This is a genomic window from Conexibacter sp. CPCC 205762, from assembly GCF_030646155.1.
GTDB lineage: Bacteria > Actinomycetota > Thermoleophilia > Solirubrobacterales > Solirubrobacteraceae > Conexibacter.
Map to the genome: position 1 here is coordinate 1 of NZ_JAUTDN010000018.1, position 16937 is coordinate 16937.

The following is a 16937-nucleotide window of genomic DNA, read 5'->3' on the forward strand; positions in this document are numbered from 1 at the left end:
CGGCGGGCGTCGCGGGCGCGGCGGCGCCGACGGGCGGCGCGCCGGGCGCGGCCCCGGCTCCGGCGGGCGGCGCGGCCGCCAGATCGGCCAGCTCCGGCTGCTCGACCAGCTGCTGCTCCAGCCGTCTCGCGAACTGTCTCAGCAGGCGGTCGGCGACCTCTCTCATCACGCCGCCGCCGAACTGGGCGACGCGGCCGGTGACGGCGACGTCGGTGAGGAGGTCGATCGTGGTCCGCTCGGGGTCGTCCTCGACCGGCCGCAGCAGCGCGGTGATCGTCGCCTCGACGGTGCCGGAGCCGCGCGCCTCCTGGCCGCTGGCGCGCAGCACGACGGTGTTCGACGCCGGGTCGGCGGAGACGACGGTGACGCCGGCTCTGTAGGTGACGCCGATCGGGCCGACCTTGACTCTCATCGTCGCGCGCAGCTCGTCGCCCTCGTAGCCGTCGACGCTGACGCCGGGCATCGCCGGGGCGATCCGCTCGAGGTTCGTCAGCAGCGGCCAGGCGCGCTCGAGCGGCAGGCCGAGCGAAAACTCGTTGGCGATCTCCATGACAACAGTATACACTCGCCACTACGATGGATACCTCGCATGACGGCGGCATCGGCGGCTCGTGGACGGCGACGGCGAACGGCGACGTGGCGGCTTCGCGCACGACGGCGACGGCCAACGGCGACGCGGCAGCGCCGCGCGCGCTGGCGTCCGAGCGCCGGCTGGAGCTGGAGAACGAGTTCGGCCACGTGATCGTCGCGCTCGACCTCGGCGCGAACGGTCCCCGCCTCCGGATCGAGGACCTGCGCAACGGCCGCACGATCCACCTCGACCCGCTCGAGCTGGCCAGCCTCACGTGGCTGACGCACGATCGGCTCGGCCCGTTCCTCGACCCCAGTCAGACCGGCTGGCGCAGCGACGAAGGAGCATTCGAATGACGGCGATCACCGACCCCGCCGACCTGATCACCGACGACTGGCGCGTCCACGGCAGCATCTACACCTCGGAGGCGATCTTCGCCGCCGAGCAGGAGCGGATCTTCCGGACGAGCTGGCTGTACGTCGCGCACGAGAGCGAGCTGCGCAACCCCGGTGACTACAAGACGACGTACGCCGGCACGCAGCCGGTGATCGTCACGCGCGGCGCCGACGACGGCAGGCTGCGCGTGATGCTCAACCGCTGCCGCCACCGCGGCGCCGCCGTCTGCCAGGCGGAGTCGGGCTCGGCCAACTTCTTCCGCTGCCCGTATCACGGCTGGACGTACAGAAACACCGGCGAGCTGCGCGGGATCACCTACGACGACGCCTACTCCGACCTCGATCGCGAGCAGCTCGGCCTGACGCAGCTGCCGCGCGTCGACGTCGCGCACGGCTTCGTCTTCGCCAGCTTCGCGCAGGAGGGCCCGTCGCTGCAGGAGCACCTCGGCCACGCGCTGCCCTACCTGGAGCTGATCTCGCGGCAGGGGCCGGAGGGGATCCGGCTCTCGGCCGGCTCGCACCGGCTGGAGTACGAGGCCAACTGGAAGCTGCAGGTCGAGAACACGATCGACAACTACCACTTCGGCTTCGTCCATCGCAGCTTCCTCGAAGTGCTCGCCGACCGCGTCGGCGAGGCGCCGCCGATCATGCAGCAGATCCTCTTCAACGAGACCTACCGCACGGTCGACCTCGGCAACGGCCACTCGGTCCACGAGTTCGGCGACCCGCGCGCAGGCAACAACGGCGCGCAGCTCGGCGACCTGCCGTTCAACCTGATCGTCTTCCCCAACCTCTGCTTCGTCGGGGCGCAGGTGCGGCACGTGCTGCCCAAGCGCGCCGGCCACACCGAGGTGCGGCTCTACCCGATGTTGCACGAGGGCGCCAGCGACGAGTACAACACGGCGATCCTGCGCACGCACGAGGGCTTCTACGGCGCGGCCGGGATGGGCGGGCCCGACGACGTCGAGGTCGCCTTCGAGCGCGTCGCCGACGGCATGCGCGCGACCGAGCAGGAGTGGCTGGTGATGAGCCGCGGCGCCCACCGCGAGCAGCCGCAGCCGGACGGGACGATCGTCGGCCACTCGGCCGACGAGGTGCCGCAGCGGGCCTTCTACCGCGGCTGGCGCCGCGCGATGGCGATCGGCGGTGCGGCATGAGCGCGCTGACCCCGGAGGCCGCCGCGACCGGCGACCTCGCCGCCGTCGCCGCCTTCCTCTACCGCGAGGCCGAGCTGCTCGACGGCTACGAGCTGGAGGCGTGGCTGGAGCTGTACGCGCCCGACGCGACCTACTGGATCCCGCAAGGCGGCCGCGAGACGGACCCGCGCTTCGACGTGCAGCTGATGCTCGACGACCGCAGACGGCTGCGCGAGCGGGTGCTGCGGATCAACGGCGGCCACGCCTACTCGCAGGATCCGAGATCGAGCACCGTCCACCTGGTCGGCAACGTGCGGATCGCGGGGGAGGAGGAGGGCGCGCTCGACGTCCGCTCGGTGCAGCTGATCACCGAGCTGCGCAAGGGCAGGCAGCTGCTCTACTCGGCTCACGTGCGCCATCTGCTCGTGCCCGACGCGGCGCACGGCTTCCTGATCCGCGCGAAGGAGATCCGGCTCGTCAACAACGAGGTCCCGCTCGGCAACCTGACCTTCCTGCTGTAGGGGGTCAGAGAAGTGGAGCCAGCTCGGCCGCATTCTGTATACTGTTGACGTGAAGCCTTCCGATCTCTCCGCGGTGAAGCTGGAGCGCGGCTTCAGCGAACGCCGCATCACCGCCGATTACGTCGCGGACGCGCTGCGCGACGCGATCCACCGCGGCGAGCTGGCAGACGGCGCCGAGCTGAACCAGGCCGCGCTCGCGACCCATTTCGGCGTCTCGCGCGTGCCGGTGCGCGAGGCGATGCGCCAGTTGCAGGCGGAGGGCCTGATCGACACGCGCGCGCACAGACTCGCGGTCGTCAGAGCGCTCGACCTCGAACGCGTCGTGGAGCTGTACGACGTGCGCGCGCTGCTGGAGGGGTTCGCGATCGAGCGCGCCGTCCCGCGGCTGTCGGCGGCCGACCTGCGCGCCGCGAAGGTGCTCGACGAGCAGATGCTCGGCGACGTCGACCACGCCCGCTGGCTGGAGCTGAACGCGCGCTTCCACCGGCTGCTGTACGCGCCGTCGGAGGCCGAGACGACGCTGGAGCTGATCGACCAGCTGCGCGCCCGCGGCGAGCGCTACGTGCGCCTCTGGAGCCACGGGCCGGGGATCCACCGGCCGCTGGAGGCCGGCGAGGAGCACACCGCGATCGTCGCCCTCTGCGAGGCGCGCGACGCCGCCGGCGCCCGCGCCGCGATCGAACGCCACATCCATCACACGCGCGATCGTCTGATGGAGCACGGCAGCCGCGCCGCGGCCGCCGCTGCCGCCGCCGACGGCGCCGCCTGAGCATCGCCGGAGGCACGTGAGCCGCCGTCTCCCGCCTGGGGAGGGGGCGGCTTTCGCATGCCCGCAGATCCTCGGGTGAGCGCACCGCGATCGGCTGGCATTCGTCAAGAGAATGCTGTATACAGTTGCCAGTATGACCGTGACCACTGATTCGCTCGTCGTCCGCAAGTGGGTGACCGTCGTCGAGGAGATCGACCACGACGGCGGCCCGGCGGTCGAGGAGCCGCTCGTCAAGGCGGCCGTCGGCGTCGTCATCGCCAACCCCTACGCCGGCCGCTACACGGAGACGCTGGAGGCGCTGATCGAGCCGAGCATCCCGCTCGCCAGAGAGCTGGTCGCGCGCTGCAGAGCCGCGCTCGGCGGGCGCGAGCCGCAGAGCTGCGGCAAGGCCGCGATCGTCGGCACCAACGGCGATCAGGACCACGGCGTCGCCTGCGTCACGACCCCGTTCGGCGACGCGATGCGGGCCGAGATCGACGGCATCACCTGGGTCACCTCGACCTCGAAGGTCGCCGTCGCCGGCACGCCGATCGACGTCCCGCTCGCCTACAAGCGCGCGCTCTACGTGCGCGAGTACTACGACACGATCACGCTGACCGTGCCCGACGGCCCCAAGCCCGACGAGATCCTTGTCGTCGCGGCGATGGCCTCGCGCGGCCGCGTCCACCACCGTGTCGGCGGCCTCCGCAGAGACGAGGTCAGCGTCGGGGACGGCCTCCGATGAGCGCTCCCGCGACGCGCGCCGACGCCGGCGCCACCGCCGGCCTGCTCTTCTCCCAGATGCAGCCGCCGGCCGGCGGCGACCTGGCCGACTTCCACGACTGGTACGAGTCCGAGCACATCCCCGCGCGGATGGCGATCCCCGGCTTCGAGCAGGCGGTGCGGTACGAGCTGGCCACGCAGGAGGGCGGTCCCGAGACCGCCCGGTGGCTTGCCTGCTACTTCCTCGACGACGTCGCCGCGCTGGAGACCCCGGAGTACCTGCGGCTGAAGGCCGACCCGGGCGAGCGCACCGCGCGCATGCTCGCGAGCGTCGACCTCTTCACGCGCTACATCTGCGACCAGCTGTCCGACACGGGCAGAGCCGACGAGCAGCCGCACGCGCTGCTCGCGATCGCCTTCGCCGTCCCCGGCCACGACGAGGACGAGTTCAACGGCTGGTACGAGGAGGAGCACGTCCCGCTGCTGATGCAGGTCCCCGGCTGGCTGCGGGTGCGCCGCTACAAGGTGCGTCCCGGCTCGGCCGGCCCGCCGTGGACCCACATCGCCCTGCACGAGCTGCGCAGCGAGGAGGCGCTCAGCCGCCCCGAGCGCGCCGCCGCCCGTGACACCCCCCGCCGTGACGCGCTCGCCAAGCGCGACTGGTTCGACAGCGGCCGCTGGGTCTACCGACCGATCCACAGCGCCGCCCCCGCCGCCACCACCGCCTGACCCGAGAGAGGACCCACCCGCGCCATGGCACTTCCCTACACCCGCGCCGAGATCAAGGATCGCGCCCGCACCGAGTGGAGCGGCGCGTGCAACGTCACGCTGCCGTCGTTCAGCGCCGACTTCAAGACCCTGAACGAGGCCGGCATCGCGCACGACGTCAAGCTCGCCGCCGCGCAGGGCTACTGGGGCACGCTCGTCGCGTCCGAGTCGGGCACGACGACGGAGGAGTACAAGCGCTTCCTCGAGGTCGCCGCCGAAGCGGCGCCGGAGGGCTTTAAGCTCGTCGCCCACCTCAGCTTCTCGACCGTCGAGGAGTCGATCGAGGTCTGCAAGCTCGCCGAGGGCCTCGGCGTCGAGGCCGGCCTGCTGTCGTACCCGCCGATCTTCCGCCCCAAGAGCAGCGCCGAGATCGTCGCGCACACCAAGCACGTGACCGACAGCACGGATCTCGCGATGATCCTCTTCGGCGTCAACACGTGGGGCTTCAGACCGCTGCACCCGGCCGGCTTCCCGATGGACGCGCTGGTCGAGATGAGCAAGCTCGAGACGGCCGCGGCGCTCAAGTACGAGGGCGGCGGCGCTGCGCTCTTCAGCGCCTTCGAGGAGGCCCACTGGCGCTGCCACGAGCACGTCATCGTGCAGAACCCGATGGAGGTCCACATCCCCGCGATGGTGGCCAACTACGACGTCAGATGGTTCGGCACCAGCGGCTACGAGGCGTACGCCGACCGGATCCCGAAGCTGGTCGAGGCGGCCGTCGCGGGCGACCGCGAGCGGGCGATGGAGATCTTCTGGTCCTACCACCCGGGCCGCGAGACCAGAGGCGCCTTCCACGCCACCTTCGCCGGCGCGAACTTCATCCACCGCGTCGGCTGGAAGTACCTCGGCTGGCTGCAGGGCTACAACGGCGGCCTGCTGCGGATGCCGCAGATGCGCCTGCAGCCCGGCCAGATGAAGGCGCTGCGCGGCGGCCTGGCCGCCTCCGGCTTCGAGCTGCCGGCCGACGACGCGGAGTTCTACGCCGGCCGGACGGTGTGACGATGACGCTGTACCTGGGTGCCGACGACATGCGCGCGCTGGCGACGCATGCCGTGACGATGAACGCCGCGCGCGCCGCCGTCGAGGCCGAGGCGGCGGGGCGGACGGTCGTGCCGCCGCGGATGGACGTCGACCTCGAGCGCGGCTTCCTGCGCGTGATGCCGGCCGCCTACAACGACCTGATGGGCCTGAAGGTGATGACGCTCGTCAGAGGCCTCGGGACGCGCTACCTGATCCTGCTCTACAGCCAAACCAGCGGCGAGCTGATCGCGATGTTCGACGCCGACGAGGTGACGCGCCTGCGGACCGCGGCGACGACGACGCTGGCCGGCGAGATGCTCGTGCCGGGCGGCAGCGAGACGCTCGGCCTGGTCGGCTCCGGCTTCGAGGCCGAGGGCCATCTGCGCGCCTTCGCGGCGCAGTGGCCGCTGCGCGAGGTGCGCGTCTTCAGCCGCGGCCGCGAGCGCCGCGAGGCGTTCGCGGCGCGGATGAGCGAGGAGCTGGGGATCGCGGTCGAGCCGGTCGAGACGGTCGCCGCGGCGACCGGCAGCGCGCCCGTCTGCGTGCTGGCGACGAAGGCGAGCGAGCCGGTCGTCAACGGCGCCGACTTCCAGCCGGGCGCGGTCGTGCTGTCGATCGGCTCGACGCGGCCCGACCTGCGCGAGCTGGACGCCGCGACGCTGCGCCGCTCGGCCGCGCTGCTGGTCGACGACGCGCGCCAGGTCAAGCTGGAGTCGGGCGACATCATCGAGGCGCTCGCCTGCGGCGCGCTGAGCGCCGACCACGTCGTCGGGATGGCGCAGGCCGAGCCGGCGAAGCTGGTGCGCGACGGCGATCGCGACCTGCTCGCGTTCAAGTCGGTCGGGACCGCGATCCAGGACCTCGCGCTCGCCTCCGCCGTGCACGCGGCGGCGGTCGAGGCCGGGCGCGGTCGCGACGTCGGCGAGCTGACGCGGCTGAAGCCGTTCGCGGCCCCGCCGCCCGACGCGCTGCAGGCGATCGCCGAGGGCACGGCATGAGCCAGGACCGTCTGTCGAGCGCGCCCGGACCGACTGCCGGAAAAGACCCCTTGAGCAATCGCGAACGTGAGATGCTGCCGCCGATGGCGGGCATGGATGCCACCGCGGCGGCCGCACAGGAGAGCGCGGCCGCGACGCTCGGCCGGCTGGCGGGCGTCACCGTCGCCGTGCCCGATCCCGCCGCGACGGCCGCCTTCCTCGGCGACGGGATCGGCTTCGCCGTCGAGTCGCTGCCCGGCGGCGACGTCGCCGTCCGCTGCGAGGGCGACTACGGCCCGCGCGGCCAGACCGCCGTCGTGCTGCGCCAGGCACAGGGCGGGGCCGAGTCGCAGGAGCTGCTCGCGATCACCTGGGAGGTCGCCGACGGCTACGACTTCGCCGCGCTCGCCGTGCGTGCCGCGGAGGCCGGCGCGACCACCACCGAGACCCCCGCCGGCGGGCTCGCGCTCGCCGACCCCGCCGGCAACCCGCTCGTCGTCGAGCCGGCGGCGGCCCACACCGTCGCGCCGCCGGCGCCGGGCCTGCTCGGCCCGCGCCGCCTCGGCCACATCAACGTCAAGAGCGACGCGCCGCCGCGCTCCAGCGCCTTCTTCCAGCGCGTGCTGGGGCTGAAGCTGTCCGAGCAGATCGGCGACAACCTCTTCTTCCTGCGGATCGGCGCCGAGCACCACAACCTCGGGATCCGCCCCGGCGAGCGCGGGATGCTCCACCATCTCGGCTGCGAGCTGGCCGGCTGGCACGCCTACCAGCCGATCCTCGACCGGCTCGCCGCGCACGGCTGGAAGGTCGAGTACGGGCCGGGCCGCCACGTCCCGGGCCGCAACCTCTTCACGTATGTCGTCGACCCGTCCTCGGGGCTGCGCGTCGAGCTGTTCGCCGACATGGCGCAGATCGCCGACGAGCGCGGCCACGAGCCGGTCCGCTGGGAGGCCGGCGACCGCATGACGAAGACGATCAACACGTGGGGCCCGACCCCGCCGGCCAGCTTCCTGGCGTGAGCGGCTTCGACGGCAGAACGCTGCTGGTCGTCGGCGGCGCGTCCGGGATCGGGCTGGCGGCGGCGCGGCTGGCGGCCGCGCGCGGCGCGCGCCTCGTCGTCGCCGACGTCGCGGCCGACGGCGCCGAGACGGTCGGCGCGCTCGACGGCGAGGTCGCCTTCGTCCACGCCGACGCGACCGACGCCGACGCGATGCAGCACGCCGTCACGACGACGGTCGCCCGCCACGGCGGCCTCGACGGCCTGCTGGCGACGGTCGGCGGCGCGGTCATCGGCCCCGCCGACGAGCTGGACCCGGCGACCTGGGAGCGCGAGCTGACCTTCAACCTCGGCTCCGCCTACCTCTGCTGTCGCGCCGCGATCCCGCAGCTCAAGCAGCGGCCCGGCTCCGCGATCGTGCTGACCAGCAGCGGCCAGGCGGTCATGTCAGCCGCCGACCGCGCCGGCTACGCCGCCGCCAAGGCCGGCGTGATCTCCTACACGCGCTCGCTCGCGGGCGCGCTCGCGCCGGCGCGGGTGCGCGTCAACTGCATCGCCCCGGGGCCGACCGACACGCCGCGCTTCCGCGCGATGAACGGCGGCGACGAGGGCGTCGAGCGGGTCCGCGCGCTGATGCCGCTCGGCGAGATCCCGCAACCGGAGGACTGCGCCGAGGTGGCGCTCTTCCTGCTGTCCGGCGCCGCCCGCCAGGTGACCGGCCAGACCGTCCACGTCAACGGCGGCCTGTTGATGCCATGAGCGCTTCCCGTGCACGCGTCGGCCACGAGCCGAAGACCGGCCTCTACTACGAGCTGCTCGGACCGCAGACGGCGGCCGGCCCGCCGCTGCTGCTGATCCACGGCGGCGGCGCGACCGGCGCCTGCTGGCGCGCGACGCCCGACGGCCGCCTCGGCTGGGCCGACCAGCTCGCCGACCGCGGCCACCGCCTGTGGGTGACCGACTGGCCCGGCACCGGCCGCTCCGGCAACCGCGACGGGCTGGAGATCGACTACGCCGCCGTCGTCGAGGGCTACCGCACGCTGCTGCGCGAGACGATCGCCGAGCCGGTCGTCGTCGTCTGCCACTCGATGGGCGGCGCGGTCGCCTGGCAGCTGGTCGAGCACGAGAGCGACCTCGTCGCGGGCGTGCTGTCGGTCGCCGGCGCCTACCCGGCCAACGTCGCGCCGAGATCGCAGGTCGTCTCCGACGACGGCGCGGTCGCGGTCGTCGACTTCGCCGACACGGGCGTGCGGATGACCGTCGACCGGCGCGTGATGAACCTCTACGGCGACGGCTACGTCTACCAGCAGGGGATCGCGACCAGCACCCGCTTCCCGCTGGATCGCGTCGACGCGATGCGCGCCGGCTTCGTCGGGCTGCCGCCGCGGATGCTGCTGCAGCGGCTCGGCGTCGAGCCCGGGATGCCGACGATCGACTCCGGCGCCGGCTTCGCCGGCACGCCGATCCGCCTGCTCGCCAGCGCCGAGGATCCCGCCCACACGCGCGCGATCGAGGAGCGCACGCTCGGGCTGCTGCGCGGCTGGGGCGCGGAGGCGGAGCTGATCTGGCTGCCGGACCTCGGGATCGAGGGCAACGGCCACTTCATGATGTTCGAGCAGAACTCGGACGAGCTGCTGGAGGTCGTCGCAACCCAGCTGACGGCGGTCGGGGCGGTGGCGCGATGAGCGTCCGTCACGGCTCCGACGCGATCGTCTCGCACCTGATCGAGGCGGGGATCGAGCAGGTCGCCTTCAACCCCGGCGCGAGCTTCCGCGGCATCCACGACTCGCTCGTGCACACGCCCGGCGCGCCCGCGATCTCGCTCTGCATGCACGAGATGGTCGCCGTCTCGATGGCGCAGGGCTACGCGAAGGCGGCCGGCACGCCGATGGCGGCGCTGCTGCACAACGTCGTCGGCCTGCAGAACGCGAGCATGGCGATCTACAACGCCTGGTGCGACCGCGTCCCGCTGCTGCTGCTCGGCGGCACCGGGCCGAAGTCGAAGGCCAATCGGCGGCCGTGGATCGACTGGATCCACACCGCCTCGGTGCAGGCGAACATCGTCCGCGACTTCGTCAAGTGGGACGACGAGCCGCACGACATCGCCTCGGTCGCGGAGTCGTTCGCGCGCGGGCTGACGGCGACGAAGGCGCTCCCGTCCGGCCCCGTCTACCTCTGCTACGACGTCGACCTGCAGGAGGATCCGCTCCCGGCGGGCTTCGTCGAGCAGTCGATCGCGCAGTACGCCGTGCCGAGCCCGCCGGCGCCCGCGCCGGCCGACGTCGACTGGCTCGTGGAGCGGCTGCGCGCCGCGCGGCGGCCGCTGATCCTCGCCGGCTACGTGGGCGAGTCGCCGGCCCAGTTCGCGGCGCTGACGGCGCTCGCTGAGGCGCTCGGCGCGCCGGTCGTCGATACCGGCGTCCGTCACGCCTTCCCCAGCGGCCACCGCCTCAACGGCGCGGGCGTGCCGGGGCTGGTGGAGGAGGCCGACGCGATCCTCGCGCTCGACGTCGAGGAGCTGCACGGCCCGCTCGGCGCGCGGCTCGCCGCGACGACGACGGCGAGCGCGTCCGGCGCCGCCGACGCGGTCGCCGCGCCGCTGACGCTGCTGAACGTCACGCTCTCGACGCTGAAGCTGCGCGCCTGGGCGCACGACTACCAGCCGCTGGCGCCGGCCGAGCGGCAGATCACGGCCTCTGCCGACCTCGTCGTCGAGGCGCTGCTGCAGCGGCTGAAGGCCGACCCGCTCGACGCCGCGACCGTCAACGCGCGCGGCGACGCCGCCGCCGCGCGGATCGCGAGCGCACGCGCAGGGTGGAGCAGCGCGGCGAAGAACGCCACCGCCGACGGCGTCGTCCCGCTGGAGCGGCTGATCCACGAGCTGGGCGGCGCGCTGCGCGACGTCCCGTTCGTGCTCGGCGGCGGCACCAACGGCAGACTCGAGCAGCGCCAGTGGGCGCTCGACAGAGCGCGCCAGTACGCCGGCTGGGCCTCCGGCGGCGGGCTCGGCTACGGCGTCTCCGGCGCGCTCGGCGTCGCGCTGGCGCAGGAGCCGGGCACGATCACCGTCGACCTGCAGGCCGACGGCGACCTGCTGTTCCTGCCCTCGGCGCTGTGGACGGCCGCACACAAAAGGCTGCCGGTGCTGATCGTCGTCAACGACAACCGCCAGTACGGCAACACGGTCGAGCACGCGCAGAAGATCGGCCGCCTGCGCGGCCACGGCGACGGCAGCCGCTACGCCGGCGCCGGCCTCGCCGACCCGCCGGTCGACCTCGCCGCGATGGCGCGCTCGTTCGGCCTCTGGGCCGCCGGCCCCGTCTCCGATCCCGAGACGCTCGCCACCACCCTGCAGGAGGCGGTCGCGGTCGTGCGCTCCGGCCGCCCCGCGCTCGTCGACGTGCTGACCCCCGGCTTCTGATGACCCGCCAGAGAGGACCCCGATGACCGACACGCTCGTCCAGGACCCGATCGCCACGTACGTCGGCGGGCGTCAGTTCAGGATGCTGATCGGCGACGCGTTCGTCGACGCCGCCGACGGTGCCACCGCCGACGTCTTCGACCCCTCGACCGGCGAGCGCCTGACGACCGTGCCCGACGGCGGCGCGGAGGACATGCGCCGCGCGATCGCCGCCGCCAGAGCGGCGCAGCCGGCGTGGGAGCAGCTCGGCGTCGCCGGCCGCTCGAAGTGCTTCGCGCGCTTCGGCGAGCTGCTGCGCGAGCACCGCGAGGAGCTGGCGATGCTCGACGCGATCGACTGCGGCAACCCCGTCAGAGCGATGCGGATCGACGTCGACCTCTGCCACGCCTACCTCGACGGCTGGCCGCACATCGCCGGCGCGCTGACCGGCGACGTCTACCCCGCCAGCCCCGGCAACCTGCACTACACCGCGCACCGCCCGTACGGCGTCGTCGGCCGTATCACGGCGTTCAACCACCCGCTGATGTTCGCCGTCACGCGCCCGCTGCCGTCGCTGATCAGCGGCAACACGCTCGTGATGAAGCCCTCGCCGGACACGTCGCTGTCGACGCTGCGGCTGGCGGAGCTGTTCGCGCAGGCGTTCCCGGCCGGCGTCGTCAACATCGTCACCGGCGGCGCGGAGGCCGGCGACGCGCTCGTGACCGATCCCGAGGTCAAGCGGATCGCCTTCACCGGCTCGGTTCCGACCGGCCTGCTGATCCAGCGCCGCGCGGCCGAGTCGGGCACCGTCAAGCACCTGTCGCTGGAGCTGGGCGGCAAGAACGCGATGATCGTCTTCCCGGACGTCGATCTCGACGCGGCCGTCGAGGGCGCGATCTACGGCATGAACCTCGACGTCTGCCAGGGCCAGTCGTGCGGCTCCAACTCGCGCGTGCTCGTCCACAGCAAGATCCACGACGCCTTCGTCGCGAAGATGGCCGACAAGCTGGCCGCGTTCAAGGTCGGCGTCGCCTACGACGAGGGGACCGACGTCGGCCCGGTCGTCACCAGAGCGCACCACGACCGCGTCGCGAGCTACGTCGACTCCGGGATCGAGGAGGGCGCCGAGCTGGTCTTCGGCGGCCATCGTCCCGACGGCCTCCCGGCCGGCGGCAACTTCGTCACGCCGGCGCTGTTCGCGGGCGTCCGGCCGGAGATGAAGATCGGCCACGAGGAGATCTTCGGGCCGGTCGTCTCGACCTTCCGGTGGGACGACTACACCGGCATGCTGGAGCTGGCCAACGCCGTCGACCTCGGCCTGACCGCGAGCGTCTGGACGCAGAACCTCGACGTCGCGCACAAGACCGCCGACGCGCTCGACGCCGGCTACGTCTGGGTCAACGACTCGACCCGCCACTACTTCGGCACCCCCTTCGGCGGCTCCAAGAACAGCGGCATCGGCCGCGAGGAGTCGCGCGACGAGCTGCTCAGCTACCTCGAGCAGAAGGTCGTCCACACCCGCCTCGGCGACGCCGCCGCCGCGCTCGCGCGGATGGTCGGCTGAGCCCCGGACCCTGACCAGGAGCAATCAGCGATGGAGCACTCCTTCTTCGACTACTCGCCGATCGTCCGCCGTCAGGCGCCGCGGCTGCCCGACGGCAAGCGGCTGGCGGTCTGGATCGGGCTCAACGTCGAGCACTACCAGTACGGCCAGCAGGCGATGAGCCTCGCCCAGTTCACCGCCCAGCTCGTGCCCGACCCGCTCAATTACGGCTGGCGCGACTACGGCGTCCGCGCCGGCATCTGGCGGCTGATGGAGCTGCTCGACCGCCACGGCTTCCGCGCCAGCGCGATCACCAACGCCGAGGTCTTCGAGCGCTATCCGGAGATCGTCGAGGAGGGCGCCAAGCGCGGCTGGGCGTGGGTCGGTCACGGCAACGACAACTCGTCGTGGTGGGTCGGGATGGACCGCGCCAGCGAGATCGCGGCGGTCAACGGGATCGTCGAGGCGTTCACGCGCGCGACCGGCGCCGCCCCGAGAGGGTGGCTCGGCCCGGCGCTGACCGCGACCGAGAACACGCTCGACGTGCTCGCCGAGCTGGGCTTCTCCTACAGCCTCGACTGGGCCAACGACGACCAGCCGTACCGCTTCAACACCGGCACCGGCGCGCTCGCCTCGGTCCCGTACAGCAGCGAGGTCAACGACATCCCGGCGTTCGTGCTGCACCACCACACGGGCGAGCAGTTCGCGCAGTCGGTGGTCGACCAGTTCGACCAGCTCTACGAGGAGGGCGCTGAGGACCTGCGCGTGATGGGGATCGGGATCCACCCGTTCCTCGTCGGCCAGCCGTTCCGCGCGCGCCACTTCGCGCGGGCGCTGGAGCACATCGCCGGCCACGACGACGTCTGGCTGGCGACCAGCGACGAGATCGCCGACTGGTACCTCGGCGCGTCGAGAGCGTGACAGCGACCAATGGCAACTGTATACTGTCGGCCGACTGACCGGACTGGAGGCAGACGTTGTCGCACGTGACGCACCCCGAGAAGCTGTACGACCGCTTGCGGGCGACCGTCCGCCCCGAGGAGGGGGCGATCCCGCTGTTCGTCTACTCGGACCCCGAGGTCTACCGGCTGGAGCTGGAGCGGCTGTTCGGCAGAGTCTGGCTGTTCGTCGCGCACGAGTCCGAGCTGGAGGAGGAGGGCGCCTTCGTCGTCCGCCAGATGGGCGAGCAGTCGGTGATCGTCGCGCGCGGCGACGACGGCGAGATCCGCACCTTCCTCAACGCCTGCCGCCATCGCGGCATGAAGCTGACGAGCGAGGACTGCGGCGTCGCCTCGATGTGGCGCTGCCCCTACCACGGCTTCACGTTCGCCAACTACGGCAACTTCATGGGCACGCCGTTCGAGCGCGCCGCCTACCCGCCCAACGGCCTCGACCGCGAGCGGCTGAGACTGATCGAGGCGCGCTGCGAGTCGTACGCCGGGCTGATCTTCGCGACCTGGGACAAGGACGGCCCGTCGCTGCCCGACTTCCTCGGCGACCTGCGCTGGTACCTCGACATCTTCGCCGGCCGTGCGCAGATGGAGCTGGTCGGCGAGGCGCAGCGGTGGATCATCCCGTCGTCGTGGAAGCTGCCGTCGGAGAACTTCGCCTCCGACGCCTACCACACGGCCACCGCGCACGCCTTCCTCGCCAGACTCGGGCTCGTCAGAGGCGTCGACTTCGGCAGAGACGGCTACCACGTCGACGCCGGCGGCGGCCACGGCCTCGGCATGGGCGTCCACGACGACAGACCGGGCTCGTGGTTCCCGCAGGAGCTGGAGCCCGAGTACGCCGCGAAGCTGAGCCCGGACCAGCTGGCGCTGCTGCACCGCGTCAAGAACTTCCACGGCAACGTCTTCCCGAACCTGTCGTTCCTGATCCCGAACTTCATCCCGGTCGACGGGCAGCTCGTGACCGGCATGATGCTGCGGATGTGGCAGCCGGTCGGGCCCGACAGGCTGATGGCCTGGTCGTGGTTCCTGGTCGAGAAGAACGCGCCCGCCTGGTGGAAGGAGAAGGGGCGCAGAATGTACGTGCAGACCTTCTCCTCGGGCGGCATGTTCGACCAGGACGACACCGAGAACTGGGAGGCGCAGACCGAGGTCGCCAACTCGGCGCTGACGCGGCCCGACGAGGTCATGCTCGACTACACGATGGGGCTCGACGCGACCCCGCTGAGCGACTTCCCCGGCCCCGGCGACGTCTACGACGGCAAGTTCAGCGAGGCGGCGGCGCGCAGCTACTACCGCACCTGGCTCGACCTGCTGCTGGAGGAGGGCAGATGAGCTCGATCTGGATCCTGCCGGCGGAGGCGATCTCGCCGCAGGCGCGGATCGCGGCCGAGGACTTCCTCGTCGCCGAGGCCGCGCTGCTCGACGACCGCAGGTTCGACGAGTGGCTGCAGCTGTTCACCGACGACCTCGAGTACATCGTCCCGACGCGCACGATCCGGCGCCGCGGCAACGGCTCCGACGTCGACTGGTCCAGCCGCCACTACGACGACAACAAGGCGTCGATGTCGCTGCGCGTGCGGCGGCTGACCGAGACCGACGTCGCCTGGGCGGAGGATCCGCCGTCGTTCACGCGCCGGCTGATCTCCAACTACCGCTACGCGGCCGGTCCGGGCGAGACCGAGCTGACGGTCAAGACCAACCTGCTGCTGTTCCGCTCGCGCGGCATCAGCGGCCAGCACGATCTGATCGCCGGCGAGCGCACCGACGTGCTGCGCCTGGTCGAGGGGCGGCTGAAGATCGCCAAGCGCCACGTCGTGCTCGACCAGGCGACGCTCGGCACGAAGAACCTGGGAGTGTTCCTGTGAGAGTCACCGTCGACCTCGGCAGATGCAACGCGTACGGCAACTGCGTGATCGAGGCGCCCGACGTGTTCGACATCGACGACGCCAACGGGCTCGCGATCGTGCTCGACGCGAACCCGGCGGAGGAGAAGCGCGCGCAGGTCCAGGCGGCCGCGCGCCTCTGCCCGGTGCTGGCGATCGAGATCGAGGACTGAGGCCCGCGATGGCCGCGCTGGTCGGGCAGTCCTCGCACGCCGAGACGATGCGCCGGCGCAAGGCCGAGCACCTCGAGGTCGCGCTCGACGACGCCGTCGAGACGGCGACGCGGCCCGGCTGGCACGACGTCCACCTCGTCCACGAGGCGTTGCCGGAGGTCGACCTCGACGCCGTCTCGCTGCGCACGCCGCTGCTCGGCAAGACGCTGGAGCTGCCGCTGCTGATCGCCGGCATGACCGGCGGCCACGAGGGCGCGACCGCCGTCAACGGGACGCTCGCGCGCGCCGCCGAGCGCCACGGGCTCGCGATCGGCCTCGGCTCGCAGCGCGCGGCGCTGGTCGACCCGTCGCTGGAGCCGACGTACGCGGTCGTGCGCGAGCAGGCGCCCAACGCGCTCGTGATCGGCAACATCGGGGCGGCGCAGCTGATCGACCAAGCCGAGCGGCCGGCGCTGACGTTCGCGCAGCTGCGGCGGACGGTCGAGATGATCGACGCCGACGCGCTCGCGGTCCACCTGAACGTGCTGGAGGAGAGCGTCCAGCCGGAGGGCGACCGCCGCGCGCGCGGGATCGCGGAGGCGATCGGCGAGCTGACCGCGACGCTCGGCGTGCCGGTCGTCGTGAAGGAGACCGGCGCCGGGATCGCCCGTGAGACGGCGCTGAGGTTGCGCGCGCTCGGGGTCGCGGCGCTCGACGTCGGCGGCCTCGGGGGGACGAGCTTCGCGCTCGTGGAGCGGATGCGCGCGCGGCTGCAGGACGACGCGCGCGGGCTCGCGCTCGGCGACGACGTGGGGGAGTGGGGGATCCCGACCGCGGTCACGCTCGCCGGCGCACGCGCCTGCGGCCTGCCGCTGATCGCGACCGGCGGCGTGCGCAGCGGGCTCGACGCCGCGAAGGCGCTGGCGCTCGGCGCGACCGCCGTCGGTGTCGCGCGCCCGCTGCTGCTGGCCGCGCGCGAGGGCGAGGCCGCCCTCGACCTCTGGATCGAGCGGTTCGCGACGACGCTCGCGACCGTGCTGCAGCTGACCGGCTGCACGGAGCCGTCGCACCTGCGCGACCGCCCCTGCGTCGTGACCGGCGCCACGCGCGCGTGGATCGACGACCTCGGGTGGCGGGCGTGAGCACCGCG

At 72.6% G+C, this 16937-nt stretch carries 19 protein-coding genes; 18 read left to right on the plus strand and 1 reads right to left on the minus strand.

The features are described from left to right. The coding region (locus Q7L73_RS15070; RefSeq protein WP_304715582.1) for an SRPBCC family protein at nucleotides 1-550 on the minus strand (550 nt) is incomplete at its 3' end. Nucleotides 551-576: 26 nt separating this feature from the next. On the opposite strand from Q7L73_RS15070, the gene Q7L73_RS15075 reads away from it, so the two are divergent. The 18 genes from Q7L73_RS15075 (at nucleotide 577) to fni (ending at nucleotide 16929) form a co-directional block, all read left to right on the plus strand. Beyond that, a complete protein-coding gene (locus tag Q7L73_RS15075) occupies nucleotides 577-927 on the plus strand; it encodes a hypothetical protein (RefSeq protein ID WP_304690556.1) in 351 nt (116 codons plus the stop codon). Next, the gene (locus Q7L73_RS15080; protein WP_304690557.1) at nucleotides 924-2123 is read left to right on the plus strand and encodes a Rieske 2Fe-2S domain-containing protein; all 1200 of its coding nucleotides are present in this window, start codon (nucleotides 924-926) and stop codon (nucleotides 2121-2123) included. The genes Q7L73_RS15075 and Q7L73_RS15080 overlap by 4 nt, the downstream gene beginning before the upstream one ends. Then, nucleotides 2120-2623, plus strand: coding sequence for an aromatic-ring-hydroxylating dioxygenase subunit beta (locus tag Q7L73_RS15085; RefSeq protein ID WP_304690558.1), 504 nt, complete (start codon nucleotides 2120-2122; stop codon nucleotides 2621-2623). The genes Q7L73_RS15080 and Q7L73_RS15085 overlap by 4 nt, the downstream gene beginning before the upstream one ends. 49 nt (nucleotides 2624-2672) lie before the next feature. Next, on the plus strand, nucleotides 2673-3392 hold the full coding sequence (locus Q7L73_RS15090; RefSeq protein WP_304690559.1) for a GntR family transcriptional regulator: 720 nt from the start codon (nucleotides 2673-2675) through the stop codon (nucleotides 3390-3392). A gap of 133 nt (nucleotides 3393-3525) precedes the next feature. Beyond that, nucleotides 3526-4116, plus strand: a complete 591-nt coding sequence (locus Q7L73_RS15095) for an amino acid synthesis family protein (RefSeq protein WP_304690560.1) — start codon at nucleotides 3526-3528, stop codon at nucleotides 4114-4116. Beyond that, the gene (locus Q7L73_RS15100) at nucleotides 4113-4823 is read left to right on the plus strand and encodes a DUF4286 family protein (protein ID WP_304690561.1); all 711 of its coding nucleotides are present in this window, start codon (nucleotides 4113-4115) and stop codon (nucleotides 4821-4823) included. The genes Q7L73_RS15095 and Q7L73_RS15100 overlap by 4 nt, the downstream gene beginning before the upstream one ends. Before the next feature lie 24 nt (nucleotides 4824-4847). After that, a complete protein-coding gene (locus tag Q7L73_RS15105) occupies nucleotides 4848-5861 on the plus strand; it encodes a dihydrodipicolinate synthase family protein (RefSeq protein ID WP_304690562.1) in 1014 nt (337 codons plus the stop codon). Between the two features lie 2 nt (nucleotides 5862-5863). Next, nucleotides 5864-6880: an ornithine cyclodeaminase family protein gene (locus Q7L73_RS15110; RefSeq protein WP_304690563.1), complete on the plus strand. Its 1017-nt coding sequence runs from the start codon at nucleotides 5864-5866 to the stop codon at nucleotides 6878-6880. A 92-nt stretch (nucleotides 6881-6972) separates the two neighbouring features. Further along, nucleotides 6973-7878, plus strand: a complete 906-nt coding sequence (locus Q7L73_RS15115) for a VOC family protein (protein ID WP_304690564.1) — start codon at nucleotides 6973-6975, stop codon at nucleotides 7876-7878. Beyond that, nucleotides 7875-8615, plus strand: coding sequence for an SDR family NAD(P)-dependent oxidoreductase (locus tag Q7L73_RS15120; RefSeq protein ID WP_304690565.1), 741 nt, complete (start codon nucleotides 7875-7877; stop codon nucleotides 8613-8615). The genes Q7L73_RS15115 and Q7L73_RS15120 overlap by 4 nt, the downstream gene beginning before the upstream one ends. Further along, a complete protein-coding gene (locus Q7L73_RS15125) occupies nucleotides 8612-9541 on the plus strand; it encodes an alpha/beta fold hydrolase (RefSeq protein ID WP_304690566.1) in 930 nt (309 codons plus the stop codon). The genes Q7L73_RS15120 and Q7L73_RS15125 overlap by 4 nt, the downstream gene beginning before the upstream one ends. Next, complete coding sequence (locus tag Q7L73_RS15130) at nucleotides 9538-11277, plus strand: thiamine pyrophosphate-dependent enzyme (protein ID WP_304690567.1); 1740 nt, start codon at nucleotides 9538-9540, stop codon at nucleotides 11275-11277. The genes Q7L73_RS15125 and Q7L73_RS15130 overlap by 4 nt, the downstream gene beginning before the upstream one ends. A gap of 22 nt (nucleotides 11278-11299) precedes the next feature. Next, the gene (locus Q7L73_RS15135; RefSeq protein ID WP_304690568.1) at nucleotides 11300-12820 is read left to right on the plus strand and encodes an aldehyde dehydrogenase family protein; all 1521 of its coding nucleotides are present in this window, start codon (nucleotides 11300-11302) and stop codon (nucleotides 12818-12820) included. Between the two features lie 30 nt (nucleotides 12821-12850). Beyond that, the gene (locus Q7L73_RS15140; RefSeq protein ID WP_304690569.1) at nucleotides 12851-13720 is read left to right on the plus strand and encodes a polysaccharide deacetylase family protein; all 870 of its coding nucleotides are present in this window, start codon (nucleotides 12851-12853) and stop codon (nucleotides 13718-13720) included. A gap of 65 nt (nucleotides 13721-13785) precedes the next feature. Further along, entirely contained in the window at nucleotides 13786-15084 is a 1299-nt protein-coding gene (locus Q7L73_RS15145) for a Rieske 2Fe-2S domain-containing protein (RefSeq protein ID WP_304690570.1), read from the plus strand. Further along, a complete protein-coding gene (locus Q7L73_RS15150) occupies nucleotides 15081-15617 on the plus strand; it encodes an aromatic-ring-hydroxylating dioxygenase subunit beta (RefSeq protein ID WP_304690571.1) in 537 nt (178 codons plus the stop codon). The genes Q7L73_RS15145 and Q7L73_RS15150 overlap by 4 nt, the downstream gene beginning before the upstream one ends. Then, nucleotides 15614-15808 (plus strand): ferredoxin, encoded by a 195-nt coding sequence (locus tag Q7L73_RS15155; protein WP_304690572.1) that lies wholly within the window; start codon nucleotides 15614-15616, stop codon nucleotides 15806-15808. The genes Q7L73_RS15150 and Q7L73_RS15155 overlap by 4 nt, the downstream gene beginning before the upstream one ends. Before the next feature lie 8 nt (nucleotides 15809-15816). After that, the gene (fni, locus tag Q7L73_RS15160; RefSeq protein ID WP_304690573.1) at nucleotides 15817-16929 is read left to right on the plus strand and encodes a type 2 isopentenyl-diphosphate Delta-isomerase; all 1113 of its coding nucleotides are present in this window, start codon (nucleotides 15817-15819) and stop codon (nucleotides 16927-16929) included. Nucleotides 16930-16937 lie beyond the last annotated feature (8 nt).